Origin of the sequence: Cerasibacillus sp., from assembly GCF_036516575.1 — a bacterium.
Taxonomy (GTDB): Bacteria; Bacillota; Bacilli; order Bacillales; family Amphibacillaceae; genus Cerasibacillus.
Genome location: NZ_DATBTY010000080.1, coordinates 13740 through 33085, shown reverse-complemented (window position 1 = coordinate 33085; position 19346 = coordinate 13740). Strand labels below are relative to the sequence as shown.

General features: G+C 34.9%; 20 protein-coding genes. 7 read left to right on the top strand and 13 right to left on the bottom strand.

Annotation, left to right across the window (positions count from 1 at the left end):
- Positions 1-3: 3 nt before the first annotated feature.
- Complete coding sequence (rnjA, locus tag VIG73_RS13950; protein ID WP_331643065.1) at positions 4-1671, top strand: ribonuclease J1; 1668 nt, start codon at positions 4-6, stop codon at positions 1669-1671.
- A 34-nt stretch (positions 1672-1705) separates the two neighbouring features.
- Here the strand turns inward: rnjA and VIG73_RS13945 are convergent, their stop codons facing one another.
- The 7 genes from VIG73_RS13945 to cbpB all read right to left on the bottom strand — a co-directional run bounded on the left by VIG73_RS13945 (position 1706) and on the right by cbpB (position 9825).
- Positions 1706-2374 (bottom strand): TrkA family potassium uptake protein, encoded by a 669-nt coding sequence (locus VIG73_RS13945; protein WP_331643063.1) that lies wholly within the window; start codon positions 2372-2374, stop codon positions 1706-1708.
- A 101-nt stretch (positions 2375-2475) separates the two neighbouring features.
- On the bottom strand, positions 2476-4299 hold the full coding sequence (locus VIG73_RS13940) for an ABC transporter ATP-binding protein (RefSeq protein WP_331643061.1): 1824 nt from the start codon (positions 4297-4299) through the stop codon (positions 2476-2478).
- Between the two features lie 15 nt (positions 4300-4314).
- A complete protein-coding gene (locus VIG73_RS13935; protein ID WP_331643058.1) occupies positions 4315-6066 on the bottom strand; it encodes an ABC transporter ATP-binding protein in 1752 nt (583 codons plus the stop codon).
- A gap of 321 nt (positions 6067-6387) precedes the next feature.
- The gene (locus VIG73_RS13930) at positions 6388-6837 is read right to left on the bottom strand and encodes a TlpA disulfide reductase family protein (RefSeq protein ID WP_331643056.1); all 450 of its coding nucleotides are present in this window, start codon (positions 6835-6837) and stop codon (positions 6388-6390) included.
- 77 nt (positions 6838-6914) lie between these two features.
- The gene (locus VIG73_RS13925) at positions 6915-7457 is read right to left on the bottom strand and encodes a peroxiredoxin (RefSeq protein WP_331643054.1); all 543 of its coding nucleotides are present in this window, start codon (positions 7455-7457) and stop codon (positions 6915-6917) included.
- A 132-nt stretch (positions 7458-7589) separates the two neighbouring features.
- Complete coding sequence (locus VIG73_RS13920; RefSeq protein ID WP_331643052.1) at positions 7590-9062, bottom strand: MDR family MFS transporter; 1473 nt, start codon at positions 9060-9062, stop codon at positions 7590-7592.
- Positions 9063-9366: 304 nt separating this feature from the next.
- A complete protein-coding gene (cbpB, locus tag VIG73_RS13915; RefSeq protein ID WP_331643050.1) occupies positions 9367-9825 on the bottom strand; it encodes a cyclic-di-AMP-binding protein CbpB in 459 nt (152 codons plus the stop codon).
- A gap of 259 nt (positions 9826-10084) precedes the next feature.
- Between cbpB and VIG73_RS13910 the strand changes: the two genes are divergently transcribed.
- Positions 10085-10939 carry a metallophosphoesterase gene (locus tag VIG73_RS13910; RefSeq protein ID WP_331643048.1) on the top strand — a complete coding sequence of 285 codons (855 nt, stop codon included), beginning with the start codon at positions 10085-10087 and terminating at the stop codon, positions 10937-10939.
- A gap of 100 nt (positions 10940-11039) precedes the next feature.
- A complete protein-coding gene (locus VIG73_RS13905) occupies positions 11040-11510 on the top strand; it encodes a YkyB family protein (protein ID WP_331643046.1) in 471 nt (156 codons plus the stop codon).
- Between the two features lie 114 nt (positions 11511-11624).
- Here the strand turns inward: VIG73_RS13905 and VIG73_RS13900 are convergent, their stop codons facing one another.
- The gene (locus tag VIG73_RS13900; protein WP_331643044.1) at positions 11625-11939 is read right to left on the bottom strand and encodes a hypothetical protein; all 315 of its coding nucleotides are present in this window, start codon (positions 11937-11939) and stop codon (positions 11625-11627) included.
- 130 nt (positions 11940-12069) lie between these two features.
- Between VIG73_RS13900 and VIG73_RS13895 the strand changes: the two genes are divergently transcribed.
- Complete coding sequence (locus VIG73_RS13895; RefSeq protein ID WP_331643042.1) at positions 12070-12954, top strand: EamA family transporter; 885 nt, start codon at positions 12070-12072, stop codon at positions 12952-12954.
- 56 nt (positions 12955-13010) lie between these two features.
- Here the strand turns inward: VIG73_RS13895 and VIG73_RS13890 are convergent, their stop codons facing one another.
- Entirely contained in the window at positions 13011-13148 is a 138-nt protein-coding gene (locus tag VIG73_RS13890; RefSeq protein ID WP_331643040.1) for an FbpB family small basic protein, read from the bottom strand.
- A 69-nt stretch (positions 13149-13217) separates the two neighbouring features.
- Positions 13218-13427 carry an aspartyl-phosphate phosphatase Spo0E family protein gene (locus tag VIG73_RS13885; protein ID WP_331643038.1) on the bottom strand — a complete coding sequence of 70 codons (210 nt, stop codon included), beginning with the start codon at positions 13425-13427 and terminating at the stop codon, positions 13218-13220.
- 207 nt (positions 13428-13634) lie between these two features.
- On the opposite strand from VIG73_RS13885, the gene lepB reads away from it, so the two are divergent.
- Positions 13635-14159: a signal peptidase I gene (gene lepB / locus VIG73_RS13880; RefSeq protein WP_331643036.1), complete on the top strand. Its 525-nt coding sequence runs from the start codon at positions 13635-13637 to the stop codon at positions 14157-14159.
- Positions 14160-14396: 237 nt separating this feature from the next.
- Here lepB and VIG73_RS13875 read toward each other — a convergent pair whose 3' ends face one another.
- The 3 genes from VIG73_RS13875 to VIG73_RS13865 form a co-directional block, all read right to left on the bottom strand.
- Positions 14397-16343: an EAL domain-containing protein gene (locus VIG73_RS13875; RefSeq protein ID WP_331643034.1), complete on the bottom strand. Its 1947-nt coding sequence runs from the start codon at positions 16341-16343 to the stop codon at positions 14397-14399.
- Positions 16344-16359: 16 nt separating this feature from the next.
- Positions 16360-17724, bottom strand: coding sequence for a TrkH family potassium uptake protein (locus VIG73_RS13870; protein ID WP_331643032.1), 1365 nt, complete (start codon positions 17722-17724; stop codon positions 16360-16362).
- A gap of 110 nt (positions 17725-17834) precedes the next feature.
- Entirely contained in the window at positions 17835-18251 is a 417-nt protein-coding gene (locus VIG73_RS13865; RefSeq protein WP_331643030.1) for a YwpF family protein, read from the bottom strand.
- 158 nt (positions 18252-18409) lie between these two features.
- On the opposite strand from VIG73_RS13865, the gene VIG73_RS13860 reads away from it, so the two are divergent.
- Positions 18410-18856, top strand: a complete 447-nt coding sequence (locus VIG73_RS13860) for a YhcN/YlaJ family sporulation lipoprotein (protein WP_331643028.1) — start codon at positions 18410-18412, stop codon at positions 18854-18856.
- Positions 18857-18874: 18 nt separating this feature from the next.
- Complete coding sequence (spoVAC, locus tag VIG73_RS13855) at positions 18875-19345, top strand: stage V sporulation protein AC (RefSeq protein WP_331643026.1); 471 nt, start codon at positions 18875-18877, stop codon at positions 19343-19345.
- The last annotated feature ends 1 nt before the right edge of the window (position 19346 follow it).

Here is a 19346-nt window from a genome sequence, read left to right as displayed (position 1 = left end):
TAAATGAAATTCGTAAAAAATGATCAAACAGCAGTTTTTGCACTGGGCGGGCTAGGAGAAATAGGAAAAAACACATACGGGATACAATTTCAAGATGAAATTATTTTAGTCGATGCAGGAATTAAGTTCCCTGAAGATGAACTTCTTGGAATCGATTATGTTATCCCCGACTATACGTATATTATTCAAAACCAAGATAAAATTAAGGGTTTATTCATCACGCACGGACATGAGGACCATATCGGTGGGATTCCTTATTTACTACGCGAAGTAAATATCCCGATTTATGCAGGTCATCTTGCAATGGGGCTCATAAAAAACAAACTAGAGGAACATGGTTTATTACGTCAGGCCAAACTGACAACGATTCACGAACACGATATGATTAAATTCCGTAAAACATCTGTTACATTTTTCCGTACAACACACAGTATTCCAGATTCCTATGGGATTGTAGTTAAAACACCACCTGGAAATATTGTTCACACTGGGGATTTTAAATTCGACTTTACACCTGTTGGAGAACCGGCTAATTTAGCGAAAATGGCACAAATTGGAAGTGAAGGTGTACTTTGTCTACTTTCAGATAGTACAAACAGTGAGGTACCTGGGTTTACGATGTCTGAAAGAGTGGTTGGCGAAACGATCCATGATATTTTTAGTCGTGTAGAAGACCGAATCATCTTTGCTACCTTTGCGTCAAACACCTATCGATTACAGCAAGTCGTTTCAGCAGCAGTAAAGAACAAACGAAAAATTGCTGTCTTTGGTAGAAGTATGGAAGCGGCGATAAATCTAGGACAAGAACTAGGTTATATCCAAGCGCCAAAAAACACATTTATTGAAGGAAACCAAATTAATAAACTCCCAGCACATAAAGTAACCATCTTATGTACTGGTTCTCAAGGTGAACCGATGGCAGCTTTATCACGTATTGCTAATGGTACACATAAACAAATTAAAATTATTCCAGGTGATACGGTTATTTTCTCATCATCACCTATTCCAGGAAATACGATTAGTATTAACCGTATTATTGACAATCTATATCGTGCGGGAGCAGATGTCATCCATCATAAAGTGAGTGATATTCATACATCTGGACATGGTAGCCAAGAAGAATTGAAATTAATGCTTCGTCTCATGAGACCAAAATTCTTCATGCCCATCCACGGCGAATACCGTATGTTGAAAGAACATACTAAATTAGCAGAAAGCTGTGGTGTTAATCCGGAAAACACATTTATAATGGATAATGGAGAAGTATTAGGAATTGGTAAAGACACTGCAAAAGTTGTTGGAAAAATCCCGGCCGACTCTATTTACGTCGACGGTAAAGGAGTTGGGGATATTGGTAATATCGTACTTCGAGATCGTAGAATCCTCTCTGAAGAAGGATTGGTTATTGTCGTTGTGAGCATCAATATGAAGGACTTTAAAATAGCCTCTGGTCCAGATATTATTTCGCGTGGATTTGTTTATATGCGTGAATCTGAGGATTTAATTAACCAGGCCCAACAACTTGTTGAAGAACATTTACAAAAGATCATGAAACGACGCACAACGAAATGGTCAGAAATTAAAAATGAAATTACCGATACCATTGCACCATTTTTATTTAAGAAAACAAAAAGAAAACCAATGATCTTACCAATTATCATGGAAGTCTAATTAAAAAGGAGAGCTTGTCTAAGCTCTCCTTTTTTTAATCGTCTTCAATGACAAGTTCTTTTTCAAATCGGGAAATATCCCTATCCGAACCAATAACAATTAATACATCGTGTTCTTGTAAAATTTCATCTGCCCGGGGTGAAACATTAATGTCACTCCCCTGCCGGATGGCGACAACGTTACAACCATAATTAGCGCGAATATCTAAGTCAACTAATGATTTCCCAATCATTTTATCACTCGCTTTTACTTCTACAATACTATGGTCTTCTGACAGTTCCAGGTAATCTAGAATATTATTCGATATGATGCTATGGGCAATCCGTTTTCCCATATCACGTTCTGGATGAACGACATGGTGGGCACCAATTTTATTGACTATTTTCGCATGATAATCATTATTCGCCTTAACAGTAATTTTGTTAACACCGAGTTCAGATAAAATCACTGTTGTTAAAATACTCGCTTGAATATTATCGCCGATTGCAACAATAACGTGATCAAAATTCGTAATACCTAGTTCCTTTAATGTCGCTTCATCGGTTGAATCTGCTATAACCGCATGTGAGGCGATATTTTTAAATTCATTCACCTTATCCTCACTAATATCAATTGCCAATACATTCATACCTTCTTTGCTTAATTCATAGCAGATACTTCCACCGAATCTTCCTAAGCCGATAACGGCAAACTCTCTTTTCATACAAGTTCCTCCACATTGAACGTACTATCTACTTTGTTAGTGTAACATACTGTACGAAAATGCGTCATTCATTTCACTAATATCACAGGGATATTCAACGATCATGCTTCCAACATATCAAATTGTGATTTTACCAATCGAAAGTATTCCCCGCGTTGATCCATTAATTCTTGATGATTACCACTTTCTAAAATATGACCATTTTCTAACACAAAAATATGATCTGCTTCACGAATCGTTGACAAACGGTGAGCAATAATAATCGCTGTTCTCCCTTTTAACAATCGTCTTAGAGCATTTTGAATCTTAACTTCTGTTTCCGTATCAATGCTGGCAGTTGCTTCGTCTAAAATAAGAATCGTCGGATTAGCTAATAAAGCACGTGCGAATGATAATAACTGCCGCTCTCCTGCTGATAATATACTTCCTCTTTCTTCCACTTCAGTATCATATCCGTGCGGTAACCGTTGTATAAATTCATCTGCTCCAACAACTTTGGCCGCCTCAATAACTTCATCATCAGTAGCAGTAGGTCTGCCGAAACGGATATTCTCCATGATTGAACCTGAGAAAATAAATGTTTCCTGTAAAACAACACTTATATGAGAACGCATTAATCTTAAATCGGTATCACGTAAATCATGACCATCAATTTTAACTGAACCTTTCGTCGGATCATAAAACCGACTAATAAGGTTAGCAATCGTAGACTTTCCACTCCCTGTATGACCTACCAAAGCAACGGTTTCTCCTGCTTTAATGTCTAATGATATATCATGTAACGCAACCCGTTCGTCATCATAGGAAAACTGCACATGATCAAATGTAATATGACCAGCCATTTTATCAAATTTATAAGCATTTTTCTTATTTCGAATGATTGGTTGCTCATCTAAGTATTCAAAAATACGTTCCGATGATGCCATAGCCATTAATAGCTGATTGTACATTTGACCGAGACGTGAAATTGGCTCCCAAAACATCCCTAAGAAAAATGCGAATGAGACAAACGTTCCAATAAAAATCTCCTGCTGCAAGATTAAATGTGCCCCATAAGTAATTAATATAACCGTTCCAATCGCATTACTTAATTCAACAAGTGGTCTAAATTTAGCACTTTTCTTTGTCGCCGTTCGCCAACTATTAAAATTATCCGTATTGACTTTTTCGAAATACGCCGTGTTTTCATTTTCTTGAGCAAAAGCTTGCGTTATTCGAATCCCTTGAATACTTTCATTCAAATGGGAGTTCATCCTAGATTGTTGGATTCTTACATGTTGCCATGATCTACGAATGTCTCGCCTTAATCTTGTTGAAATATAAAACATAAGCGGTAAAACAATCATAATTGCGAGAGCAAGTTTAGGGCTTAACGAAAACAATATAATAATGATCCCAGCTAATGTAATGATATCCATCAACAAATTAATGATCCCGTTTGTAAACACATCTTGCAATGAGTTCGTATCGTTCATAATTCGGACTAAAATCGAACCTGCTGATCTAGAATCAAAGAATCGATGTGATAACCGTTGCACATGTGTAAACAGGTGCTTTCTCAAATCATAAATAACATTTTGCCCTAATAAGTTAACCCATTTAATTCGGTATATATTTGCTACAAAATTAATTAGATACAAAATCGCAATTGTTAGCACTAAATACATTAAAAGAGTTGTATCCTTCTTTTCAACAATAACAATATCAATGGCTACTTTACCTATTAGAATTGGTACCGCTAACCGAATGGCTGTAGATAGGAGCATCATTATAAATGCTCCGGGTAAATACGTTTTCGTATATGGTTTAACATAAGTCAAGAGTCGCCAAACCTGTTTCCAATTAAACGGCTTTTCAATGATTTGCTCAGTTGAATAATGAAACCTTGTCAAATGTCGGTTTTTATTTTGTTTAACTTGCGTCATTATTTCCCCTCCTATCTACTGATTCATAATTTCCTGAATAGCGTGTTGATCTTGATATTGAATATCGTAAATTCGTCTATAAGGTCCTTCATTATTTAACAATTCTTCATGGGTTCCCCGCTCAACAATACGCCCCTCTTCCAGGACTAGTATTTCATCCGCATGTTTTAAAGAAGAAATACGATGGGCGATAATAAATGTCGTCCGGTCTTTCATAACATGTTTTAATGCTTTTTGAATTCTAAATTCAGTTTCCATATCAACGGCAGATGTCGCGTCATCAAGAACAAGAATACTTGGATTAACACATAGTGCTCTCGCTATAGCAATGCGTTGTTTTTGACCGCCAGATAGCCCCATGCCTCGTTCTCCAAGTAACGTATCATACCCTTGAGGTAGCTTCATAATGAAATCATGAGCTTCAGCATATTTTGCTGCTTGAACAATCTGTTGCTCGGATACATCGGGACGACCATATGCAATATTGTCACGAATCGATGTAGAGAATAAAAATGTTTCTTGCAACACAAAACCGATATGTCGCCGCAATGTTTTTAGTCTATAGTCAAAAATAGGACGACCATCAATAAGGACGTCTCCCTGATCTTGTTCATAAAACCGTGCAATAAGTTGTGTAATGGTTGACTTTCCCGAACCTGTTGCACCAATTAAACCAATCACTTTACCAGCAGGTGCATCAAAATTAATATCTTTTATAGCATAACTATCTTCATTTGTATAGTCTAATGACACATTTTTAAATGTGACATCACCTTTTATTGGTATATCAACTGCATTCTTTTTTTCAACGATATCTTCTGCCGCATCTAATATTTCACTCAACCGTTCACCAGAGGCTTTTGCCTGAGAGAATAAGTTAACAACAAAGCCAAGGTTCATAATTGGCCCCATAATATACCAAACCAAGCTAAAAAACGCGACTAAAGCCCCTAACTCTAGACGGTTATCAATAACTAAATAACCACCGAAAGCTAACAATAAAACAGCACTAACATTCCCGATGAACTCCATTAAGGGGAAAAATCGTGCCCAAATATTAGAGGTTTTGAGATAATTGTCTTTATAATTTGCGTTACTCGTAGAGAATCGATCGATTTCATATCCTTCTTTAGAAAGTGACTTTACCGTATTCATCCCTGTTATATTTTCTTGTACACGCGTATTTAATTTTCCAAAAGATCGTCGCAATCCTCGAAATGCTGGATGAACCCTTTTATCAAAACGATAAACGACAAAAACAAGAAAAGGCATAGCTGCCATCGTAACAAGTGTTAAAGGGATTGAATAGTAAAACATAAGAGCGAGACTCATTATCATTAGCAAAATTGTACGAATTAATTCGGCCATACCAAATGAAAGGAAGAAACGAAAACCTTCTACATCTGCTGTTAAACGCGACATGAGATCACCAGTTTTTGCATTATCATAATATTTAAATGACAATACTTGTAATTTAATATATAAGGCGTTTCTCATATCATACACAGCCGTTATTCCAAATAAGTCTCCTAAATATTGTTGATAATATGTTGCAATTCCTTTAATTAACTGTAATACAAAGAAAACTAGAGCGATATATGGAATAACATGATATTTATTTTTTGCCACGACTTCGTCAATTGTTAACTGTAAAATGATTGGATATACGAGCGTAATAGATGTAACAAAAAACAAAAAAAATAAAGACCAAAAGAAATATTTCTTGTAAGGCCAATAGAATGACTTTAGCTTTTTAAATGTAACCAATATAGTCCCTCCCCTATTGAAAACGATGCCCTAAACTTTTTTATTATAAACTCTTCATTATTACAAGTTTCTGAATTATAACACCATACTATGTATTGAAATCGTTTCACCATTCTTTCTCTTTTAAATAATAACGCGTCTTTCAATATTATAATACTTTTTGTTTTAAATAAAGTCTTTTGATAAATTTTTTATGAAAAATAAACAGACTGAGACAAATCACCAGTGAAGTAAAAAGAAGTTAGGTAGTCCATCTTGAATGATGGAATCATCTAACTTCTTTGCTAGTTATGTCCCAGGCTCAATAAGAATTTATTCCTATTATTCTTTTATTCCTAACACACGGTTTACACGTTTTCTTAACATTTTCATACCACCGCCACCTGCTTGAAAATGACGTAGTTGACCGTCTTTATCAAACACATAGTAAGCAGGCACATACTGATTCTCAAATGCGTCGGTTAACGCATGATCATTATCAACGAAGATCGGTTGCGTTATATCATACTCTTCCGCCACCGCCTTTACTTGATCGATATCTAAGTCTTTCTCAGAACGTGGCATGTGGACAGCGATAACGTTAAGATCATTCTTATATTCATCACGGAATTCATTGACATTTGGCATGGCTTCTTTACAAAGACCACAACTTACAGACCAAAAATGAATGAGTGTTGGTTTCTTTCCTACTAACTCCTCCTTCGTAATCGGCTCTGAATGAAGCCAAGTCGTCGCTCCTTTTAATTCTGGTAATGGATCTCTTAAACGCATCATATTCCTCCTCTAAATGAGAATTTAGGATAGAAAAGGAACTAGCCCTAAATGAGCCAGCTCCTAATATATTAAAATTATAGAGTTTTTTGACCTGGTTTCCAGTTTGCAGGGCATAGTCCACCAGTTTGTAATGCTTGTAACACACGTAATGTTTCATCAACATCACGACCAATATCATTATGGTTTACAACTTGGTATTTTAGTTCACCCTCTGGATCAATAATAAATAATCCACGAAGTGCTACCCCTTCTTCTTCAATTAGTACACCATATTCTTTTGAAACAGCATGGTTTGTATCTGCTGCTAAAGGATAGTTTAAATCACCTAGACCGTTGTCTTCACGTGGTGTATTAATCCATGCTAAGTGTGTATGAATTGTATCTGTAGAAACACCGATGATTTCCGCATCTAAATCTTGGAATTCCTCATAGCGGTCAGACATTGCTGTAATTTCTGTTGGGCACACAAATGTAAAGTCCATTGGGTAGAAAAATAGTACAGTCCACTTATCGTTCTTGATGTTTTCCTCTAAAGAAACTTTACCGAATTCTTTATTTGGCATGACAGCTTCCATTTCATAACGTGGTGCTTGTTTACCTACCATTCTTTCTGCCATATGTAATCCCTCCAAAATTTTCTATTATTAACTTACATTTACTATTATATAAGAAAGTTATTTTTCAGTCAATGTTACATGATAATAATTTTAATAAAGAATATATCAAACTTGCTTAACTTATGTCTATGATTATTCTTTCTTCATAAAGAAGATTAGGAGAAAACTAATGATTGCAAGTACAAACAAGCCAATATAAACTGTGTGCAAGCCTTGTGATAGACCCTCACGTAACATTATGATAATTGATTCTGATAAATCTCCCTTTTGAATCGGATCTAATAGTTTATTAAAGGTATCGAGTGAGACAGCCCCTTCCCACTCATTTTGTTGGATGTGACTATTAATCTTATAATTTAAAACAGCACCAAGAATAGCCACTCCAATAGTACTACCGAGTGAACGCATAAATATATGACTTGCAGTAGCAATACCACGAATATCCCAACGTACACTGCTTTGGATCAAGACGATAAACGTCGTACTCGTAAGTCCCATTCCGACCCCTATAAAAAACGAGCCTGTCCCTGCCCAGATTGGACTTTTTAACGGCGTTAGAAAATAGAAAAACACGCTACCAAGCAATAATGAAACACCACCTAATACAGCGGTGGAACGATAACCAATACGAAGCAAGAGTCGTCCAGCAACTGTAGATGCAATTGGCCAGCCAATTGACATCATCGTTAATGTAAATCCTGCGATCGTCGCCGACTTACCCATGATGCCTTGAACATATGTCGGTAAATAACTCGATACACCGATAACAATCATACCTGTAGTCAAGGCGGTTAAATTAGCTATTCTAATTGGGCCATTTCTCCATAGTTTTAAAGGCATAACAGGCATTTTAGAACGTCTTTCATAAACGCAAAAAAGAATCAGGCTCACAATGGTTATTCCAATGAGTAATAAAAATTGATTAGGCCTAGATATATGACTCATTTCAGTTAATAACACCATAAGCGAACTAACTGTAATGAACAATAAGAATGTGCCAAGGTAATTAATCTCGCGTTTTTTCTTTTCGATATGCTCGTGTAAGAAAAATAAAATACCAATCATAGCTAAAATACCTAACGGAATATTCATCCAAAAAACATAGCGCCAATGGAGAACGTCAACAAACAAACCACCTAATAATGGCCCAGACACAGCTGAAATCCCCCATACACTAGATAAATAACCTTGAACTTTAGCCCGTTCTTCTTTTGTATAAATGTCCCCAACAATCGTTGTTGCCATAGGCATTAATGCACCCGCACCAACCCCTTGGATAAAACGGGCACCGATTAGCATTTCCATTGAAACAGCAAAGCCGGATAATGTTGATCCGATTAGAAATACGATAACGCCTCCAATGAAAATTGGCTTTCTCCCATATGTATCAGCTAGCTTCCCAAAGATTAAAACCGTTGAAGCATTCGTTAGTAAATATGCTGAAAACACCCAACTATATAATGAAAAACCCCCTAAATCAGCAACAATGCTAGGCATAGCAGTTGCCACAATTGTCCCTTCAATAGCTGCTAAAAACATACCAAGCATGACAGAAGCAAGAACGAGTGGACGGTGTATTTTCTGACGTTTCATCATTTGATTCATAAACATCCCTGCTCTAACAACATATTTTACAAAAAGGCGATTAGAAATCGGGACAAAAATAATATGCCCAACTCTAAGGTCGAACATTGTACTATTATAGCGTTGGAAATAAACGAGGACCCCGGTCGGCTAGGTACGGCCACGCTCTGTCCGTCGCAGGATAAAAGGTATCGGTGAGACCCCCGGAGTGCGTTAGCACGAGGAGGCTCACCGGTCGCCCGCTAAAAAGCGAAGTGTATTTCCAAAGCGGTGAATGTGCATTCGTTCAGATTTTTCTTTGATAAAACCTCCATTGCCCCACCTTCTATTGATATGTCGTTTGATTAGTTAAATAATAATTATTTCTTGCTTGTTTTAATATTCCCCTTCGTGTTAATATACCATCAAAATGTCGATCATTATCAACAATGCAAATAAATGGATAATTTATAACCGCCTTCAATCCTTCTATGTAGGAATGGTGTTCATGTAATACGGGTATATCTGTATCCATGACCTCTTCAACTGTTATTTCGGAAAGCCTTTCAAATTCAAAGCGTTCAAGCCCAAGGGTCTCATTCAAAATAATTGATTTACCAATAACTCCTTCTAATTGATATGAAGCATTTAAGACAGGTACGGCTGAATAGCCAGTTTTTACGAGGACTAGTAAAGCGTGTTCCAATGGATTATTTGTCTGCACATGTGCCACCTTCTCAGATGGAATCATTAAATCTTTAACTGTAATTTGTGACATTGAAGCTTTGTCTTCCATTGTATTCATTTGTAAATTCCCCCTTTACTAAAAATGAACATGTCGAAAGAAAGAGGTTATCACCCCTTATAGTTTATCATAATAATGGTATTAACCAAATTTTATCCACCTGTCTTTTCTAAAAACTTTTAAAAAACAAAAAACAATGACGTCGCTTCATTGAAACTTCATCTATAATTATTGTTTATTATCATGTATAATTTTAAAAAGGGATATTTAGTTTATTTAATGGCTTTTTCAAGAATATAAATTAAATGAGGTTAAATCTATGAATAGACGAACATTTATTAAGCGGATGATTGGTAGTGGGCTGTTATTAATTGGTTTAGGTAGTGGTTCTTACTATTATGCTAGACATATTGAACCGAATCGTCTACATATCCAACACGAGACAATCACATCTCACAAAATACCACCAGCATTTAATCAATTTAAGATCGTTCAGTTTTCCGATACACACATCGGCTTCCACTATACAACAGAACAATTTAGTAAGTTAATCGATAAAATTAATCAATTACAACCAGATTTAATTGTATTTACTGGCGATTTCGTTGATCGTCCACATCAGTTTCATTGGAATAACGAACTGAACGGATTATTAAAATCACTTGTAGCACCCTATGGAAAATATTGGATTTATGGTAATCATGACCACGGGGGATACGGAACGGACATTCTTAAAAAGTTTATGAAAGATGCGGACTTTCATTTATTACAAAATACACATACACGCATTAACCATAATCAAGAAGAGATTATTTTGGCTGGGATTGATGACGCCATATTAGGTAAACCAGACATAGATGGTGCACTTAAAAACAATGATTCTAATCTTTTTACGATTCTACTAGCCCATGAGCCCGATCTAGCTAAATATGCTAAACATTATTCAGTTGACGTACAACTGTCAGGACATAGCCATGGGGGGCAAGTTCGCTTGCCATTTTTTGGTCATCTCTATACACCCATTTATGCAAAGAAATATACTGAAGGCCGATATCAAGTGACTGATGATTTTACATTGTTTGTTAATCGTGGGATAGGTACAACCCGTCTTCCTTTTCGTTTCTTATGTACACCCGAAATACACGTTTATCAATTAAAGCATAAAACAATTTGATTAGAATCGTTTGCTATGAAACAATCTTTACGATACGATATATATAGTTTGTAAAATAATTTTAAACTTTCAACACTTTAATATATGAGGGGGTGATACCATGCCGGAAAAGGAACAAGTACAAGAACTGGCACAAGCTATCTACACGATTAATCGCCATGCTAAAACAGCACTTGAACCACAACATTTATATTATATAAAGAAGGAATCCATTCTTAAACTATTAAGGGAAAACAAAGCAGAAAAGATTGGGCTACACTTTTCCGATAATCCAAAATATAGTAATCAACATTCTACCTTATTAATAAAAATCGATAATTACTATTTCCACATTCCACCATCAAAAGAAGACTTTAACGACCTAAAGCATTTAGGGAAATTAGATCATAGTTATCGTAACCCCCGGACAAAAATGTCATTATCAAAAGCGAAACGTATTGTTTATCAATATATTAATTGGAAACCGAAACAAGAAAAAAAGCCAAAAAATAAACGTTATTCCTCTTATTATACGCCTTCTTCTCTCGGGAAAATGGAATGGCCTCCAACTAGAAGAAAACAAAGACGATAATGGAAACGGGAAGACATTAAAAACCTTCCCGTTCAAATATGCCTATTTCTTCTCTCGCTATTCATTGATTGCAAGGTATCTCGTAAACGTAATGATTGCTCCTCTACAATTACTCTAGACGCGTCTGCTAATCTCTCTAAAAATATATAGGATTAACAAAATACCTCCGAATAAAGCTACGAGTTGAAAAGTAAATTTCAATTGGCCAAAAATAATATCCTGCCAATCTTTCAACCACAATCCCGCTCCAAAATAACATGTGAAAAATAATAAACTACTTAAAATATAATGGAGTAACCGTCTTAATTGAAGTGTCAGAATGATATTTATTAACGGTTTCATAATAAAATAACTTGCGAGTATCCCCAAAAAAATAAAGCTATAAACAAGATCAATATCACTGATACCAAAAAATGTGACATAGAACATCTTTTAATCTCCCCAATCTATCCATCAGTTTAAACAGAATAAACCACTTTTATACATAATATTTTGTAAATATTTAGGTTTTTGATAGGATTAAGATAGATAATTCGTTTTTTAGAAATGGGGGGATTTAATGAATCGAAAGGCATTTATATTCATTATTTTAGGGGCCATATTTTGGGGAACGATTAGTTGGTATGTTAAGCATCTATATGCACTCGGATTTACAGCAATGGAAGTCGTTTTAATTAGAGCATTGACATCAAGCATTATTCTTATCATCATGATGCTATTCTTTTCACGGAATGAATTAAAACTACATAAATGGACAGATTTAAAATATTTTATTGGTACTGGTGTCATTAGTATCATCTTCTTTAATTATTCCTTATTCAAAGCTATTGAGCTGTCTACGATTCCAATTGCATCAGCATTGCTTTATACTGCACCAGCCTTTGTGATAGTATTGTCTATATTCTTATTTCAAGAACAACTAACGAAGCATAAGCTCATTGCTCTCTTCATTACACTCATTGGTATTTTTTTTGTTGTTGGATTATCGCCTTTTGAAATGAGTTCCATTACACCAATTGGTATTCTATTTGGCTTAGGTGCTGGATTTGGTTATGCATTATATAGCATTTTTAGCAAATTCGCTTTACAAAAATATTCAAGTTTAACCATTACAACATATACATTTTTGATAGCGAGTCTGACATTACTACCCTTTTTTCCATCTGAGAAATTACCACTACTTTTACAAAGAGAGGTCATCTTTTACGGCTTTGGACTCGGATTATTACCAACCGCAGTAGCTTATATGATCTATACAATTGGATTACAGTACACCGAAGCATCAAAAGCTTCCATATTAACAACTGTTGAACCGGTCGTGGCGACATTAATTGGTATTTTTGTTTTCCGGGAGCCTTTTTCCTTCATGCAAATGATTGGTATGATTTGTATCCTGGGCGCTGTCATTTTAATCCATCGCTCAACATTTAGAAGTACTGCTTAAACATCACATAAAACAAATTATTGAAGTAGGGAAATGTGCTCCCTACTTCTAATAACTTATTCATGTTGATCAAGTTTACTTGCCAATCTTTCCTCCATGCGACGCTCAATCTGCTCAATCTTCTCAGCATCGGCCATTAATTCTTGCTTATACTTTTCAACTAATTCTTCATAACTTAATTTATTGTTTCTCATATATTTAGTCACCCTTTCATGTCTTCTACTTGGAGTATTCCCAATATTTTAGTTTTTGAAACACCTTTCTCAAAAAACGCCCTGCCAATCTGATGTAGGTGAATCTTCTGAATACTTATCGTTTAATTTAACACATCCCGAATATATATTTAATAGATGATCTAATTTTTTACTAAGGGCTAATGATTCTGGACTAGTATAACCTTGTTTTCTTGCCATTACCTGCATATCATCTCTGAGTTGCTCAATCTTTTGAAGGAGTAGGGATGTCTTATACAAGTTAGTATACCTCCTTAAACAGTGGATTTAATGGTGCAGTAACCTAACAAATAGAAACAAGGAACAAGCTATGATATGATATATTGGTAAGATATGTTACTAATTATCTCTTACCCCTATTTTAAAGGTTTAAAACCTTTAAATTTAGGTTGTTTTTGACTATTTAATGAATAATGGACGTTATTATCTGCGAAAGGGATGTCACGATTGTCAAAGAAGAAATTTAAAGAAGAATTTATTGGATGGTTTAAAGCATTTTTAATCGCTGTACTCATTGCCCTATTTCTTAGATCATTTGTTTTTGCGACTTCAATTGTTGACGGTGACAGCATGTTTCCTGCTTTAGAAAACGGAGAAAGAGTCATCTTTAATAAAGCAGTTTACATTATTGGAGAACCCGCTCGCGAAGATATTGTCATCATTCAGCGTCCCTTAAAAAATTATGTCAAACGAATTGTCGGTTTACCTGGCGAAACGATTGAGGTAAAAGACCATATTCTATATATTAACGAGAAAGCTTATCAACAAAGTTTTCTTTCAGAAGATATGCAAAAACGAACAGGTAATTTCGGACCTATTGAAATTCCAGAAGAAAGTTACTTCGTTTTAGGTGATAATCGAGCAAGAAGTAAAGATAGTCGAAATGGGTTAGGATTTATTAATAAACAAGAAATTATTGGCCGTTCAGAATTTATTATCTATCCCTTTAGCGAATGGTCATTTACCAGATAAATCAAGGTCCATACATTTAACGGTATGGACCTTGACTTTTTTTACTATTCGTGGTCAAATAGGCAGCTCCCAGCACTAAAAACTAAAATAACAACACAAACAGCACCCATTAAAATCTCTAACATGTCTGTGCACCTCCTAATATCGACATATCAATTTCCAACTTATGACATGAACTCGTCTCTTCTATATCATATCAAGGAATTGGGTTTCGATAAAGTATTTTAAAAATGACATTTATCTACCCTGCAAAAATTGTGTCACTTGCGACGGCGGCAAAGGTTTAGAAAAATAGAAGCCCTGAATTTCGTCACAATTTTCCCGTTGTAAAAAGCATATCTGCTCCTTTGTCTCTACACCTTCTGCAATGACCTTCATATCTAATGAGTGTGACATATTAATAATCGACTTAACAATTGCTTGATTACGTTGTTTATTTTCATCCATAAACATCCGGTCTATCTTGATTTTATTAATGGGAAAAATACTTAAATAACGAAATGATGAATAACCGGTACCAAAATCATCAATTGAGACATTGACACCCAATTTCCTAATATCTGTTAACATATTCAAAATATGTGTTTCATTTGTCATCGCAATATTTTCTGTAATTTCTAGTTCTAAAAAACGCGGATCTAACTTCGTTTCATCTAATATTTTCTCTAATCGATTAAGCAGTTTATCTTGATAAAGTTGTTTTGGTGATAAATTAACGCTAACCACAAGAGGAGGGTGACCATCTTCTTGCCATTGCTTATTCTGTCTGCAAGCCTCACGTAGGACCCAATCACCAATTTCAATAATTAATCCTGTTTTTTCGGCTAATGGGATAAACTCACCCGGCGAAATCATGCCTCTAATTGGATGGCGCCAACGTATTAAGGCTTCCAAACCAATGACACATTCAGTTTTTAAACATTTTTGTGGTTGATAATGTAATTCAAACTGATTCTCATGCAAGGCTTTTCGTAACTCATATTCCATCGTTAGCATTTTTCGAAAGTTTTCAGTGATTGAGTTGTCAAATATATTGAAGCTGTTCGTTTGATTTGCTCTAATCACATATAATGCAGAATCAGCATTTCTAATTAGTTCGGATGCGTGATTACCATTTTCAGGAAAAATGCTAATCCCGATACTAACCGATAAATAAATCTCATAGTTTTCAATTTCTACAGGATGTTTGAACTCATTAATGAGCCGTTCAGCTAGTGAGACTGTTTTTGTTTGATTTGTTTCACGTAATAAAAATAAAAATTCATCTCCACCCAGACGAGCAACAAACTTATCTGGCTCTAATAGTTTTTTTAATCGTCTTGCACAAGCCTTAAGTAACTGATCACCAAACGCATATCCAAGTGTATCATTAATTTCTTTAAAGTAATTAACGTCCATGACATAAACTGCAATCTGTTCATCGTTTTCTTTAGCCTCTTTTATTGCCCCTTCTAAGGTTTTATGAAAAAAATGGCGATTAGGCAAATCAGTCAGTTCATCATAATAAGCCATATATTCCATCCGCTTTTCATTTGCAATGCGTTGAGTAACATCTCTTACAATCGCGATATAAATTGCCTCATCACTGTTTTGATAGCAATAGACAGTACATTCTAGGTAAAACATAGTACCATCTTTTCGCTTGGCTGAAACAACAATTCCAGTATCTCCGTTTATCATTTTTTGTTGTAACCATTTTTCTAGACTATGGGGGAATAATAAATCTTGCCATTTTTTACCCTTCATTTCACCATAGGAATAGCCAAACAATGAACAAAATACATAATCGAAGTCAATTATCTCCCGTTTATTATACATAACAATTCCTTCAGGGTAATGATGCATATATGTTTTTAACAGTTGCTTTACATCACTCGCCGTTTCTTCAAGAGACGGTTGTGTCATAATAAGGCAATAAAAATCAGGTTTAAATTTAATTAGCATCACTTCTAAATTAAAGCCAAATACCCTTTTATGTTCTAAAATAATCCGGCGATTTAGGTGATTTAACATCTTATTGAAATCGAGATAATAATCAACTATAAGATTCTCTTGTTCTATATTCAAAATGGTGTAAGCTTGTTTATTTCCACCAATAATTTGTCCATGACGATCTACAAATAGAATGGAATCAGTTAGATGGTTAAGTATATTACGATGGATAGGTTCTATTTTAGTGGACATCTCTATTCCCCCTCAATTAACCAATTATAATTCTTTCTTTCGGATAGCGATAATTTCCATTCTTTTTATTCGAATTAAACATAAAGAGTGCGGTGACAATGCCAACTCTCCCAATAAACATAAGAATCATTAAAATGATTTTGCTAATCGTTGTTAAATCCCCTGTTATTCCTAAACTTAAACCGACCGTACCGAAAGCCGAGGTAATTTCAAAAAAGAGCTCTGTCACATGAAATGGTTCAATCACTACAAGAACAATTAAAGCGGCATACACAATCATGACAGCAAGTAATGTAACAACGACAGCTTTCACTAAGTCCTGCCGATGGATTTCTCTTCGAAAAAGATGAATATCATTTTCCCCTCTCGCATATGTCGCAATAAAAATAACAACTAATGCAAAAGTGGTTGTCCGGATACCACCACCAGCACTGCTAGGCGATGCCCCGATAAACATAAGAAACGACATAAATAAATGGTTCGCTTCAGTCAACTGACTAACATCCATCGTACTTAAGCCTGCTGATCTTGTTGTTACAGACTGAAAGAAAGAATAAAAAAATGCTTCATGCCATGATTTTCCTGAAAAGAATTGAGTTGCATCTAGTAAATAGATAAATACTGTCCCAACGATGATTAATATAAAAAAGGTTAAGGTTGTTAATTTTGTAAACAAACTAAACCGAAAAAACTGCCTGTGTTGCTTCTTAGCAAAAATATACTCCTTCACTTCAATTAGAACTGGAAAGCCAATAGCACCTAAAATAATTAATATTATGGTATGAAACTGAAAGAAATAGTCATGGCGATATGAAATGAGTGAATCACCAGTAATATCGAACCCACCATTAGAAATCGCACTAATTGTACTGAAAAAACCATGTAAATAAGCCTCTTTTGCAGGAAAGTACTTAAGATAGTATGTTCCCAAAACAACAAAACTAATGAACTCAATAACAACAAGGACAAGGAAAATTTGTTTCACAAGGCGGACCATGCCAGAAAACTGTGTTTGATTTTGATCAGCCATAATTAAACGTCTTTCACGAAAACCGATTTTCTTTCCTAAAATCAACCAAATAAACGTCCCAAGCGTCATGATTCCTACCGCACCCAGTTGCAAAACAAGGGCGAGCAAAATATATCCAACTTCATTAAAAGTATCTGCAATGGATATTGGTGTTAGCCCCGTAACACTAATGGCACTCACTGCTACAAAGAGTACATCAATAAAAGCTGGATTCATCCCTTCTCTATATGCGAAAGGTAATGATAACAATAGCGTTGAAAAAATAATGGCTATCATATAAAAAAACAAAATGATTTGAAATGGGGATAATTTATTAAGCCATCTGACAAATATATTATCTGAATGAAACATTAAAGTTCTCCTTTTTAATATCGGCAAAGTTTAATAAATCTTTACATCATTATAGCAAGTGTAGAAACAAAATTCCGCTTCTTTTTTTGAAAAGTAGATTAAAGGATGATTTAAAGACTGTTTTTAAATTGTTGTAATAAATCCTCACCTTCATAGCCTTCTTTAATTAAACGTTGTAATGTGTTTTCTATGTTGCTCATCCGTTCATCAATGATCGTTCCAATGAATAAGACGTTCATTTTATCATCCATCAGATTCATGCCAATCATTTTGGTTGTAAATAGAGCAGGTGGATTCGTTTCTTTCGTTATTTTGACTTGTAATTGAATCGGCTCCCTACCCTCGAATCGCTTAAAGAAATCAATGTAGTCCGCAGTAGTATACGCCTCGATAACCCACCGATTTTGTTCGTCTTCTCGATTTATAATTAAACCATCGATAAGATTTATTTTATGTCTTTTTTGCTTATCATTGACACCCTCTATTACAATCAATTTCTTTAATTTAAATGTTTTCAATCCGCTCACCTCGAAAGGGTTTTATTATATTGTAACATGATGTTTATAGTATACATTGATTCGTATACAAATGTTAAAAGAATTGAGACGTATATTTCAAGAAAAATTAACAAAAATAATAGATAACCATAAAGAAGAATGAATTCATAAGAAAGAAGGTGATACGCATGATTAAATTAAAAAACAGTATCTATTTCTTTTTAATCCTTTTTTTCCTTATTGGTTGCCAAGCAAATGACAATGCAGCAAATGACCCTTCTTTTACGAAATTATCAACAACCAGTCATAATCAACACCTGTCAAATCAAATTAAAGATTATTTAGCATCTGATAAAGATGTGACAACAATAAGTGCGGTTAATGCAGGAAAAGATGTTATTGTTACGATAGAAATTCCACATATGAAGCGTTTTAGGCTAGCTACAATTCGTGAAAAACTAGAGAAAGACATTAAAAAAGAATTTAATTTAGATAAAGTAGAGGTTTCAACAGACCAAAAAATTATAATGGAACTCGATAAACTTGAAAAACGTATAGAACGCGATGCAATTACTGAAGATGAAATAAAGAAGGAAGTTGGACGCATCATGAAGTTGTCAAAAGAAGAAACTTAGATTTGGAGTGAATGATGAATGAATAACGATAAAAGTAAAACAGCTGAGGAACAAAATTATCACAAATTACAACAAAAAAAAGAACTCAAACGTCCGGTAATTCTCAATTGTTTTAAAGCCTTTTTTGTTGGTGGCTTTATTTGTCTAATTGGACAAGTCATTACAACTTTCTATATCTATTTCTTTGATTTTACAGAGCAAACAGCAGGAAATCCGACCGTCGCTACAATTATTTTCTTCACGATGCTCCTTACCGGCTTCGGCTTATATGATAAACTTGGTCAATTTGCAGGAGCTGGTTCCGCTGTTCCTGTTACAGGGTTCGGTAATGCTGTTATTTCTACCGCTATTGAACATCGAACAGAAGGATTTATTTTAGGTGTTGGCAGTAATATGTTCAAGCTTGCTGGATCGGTTATCGTATATGGTGTGTTTTCTGCTTTTATTATCGCTATTATAAAAACGCTTTTTATGAAATGGATGGGATGAT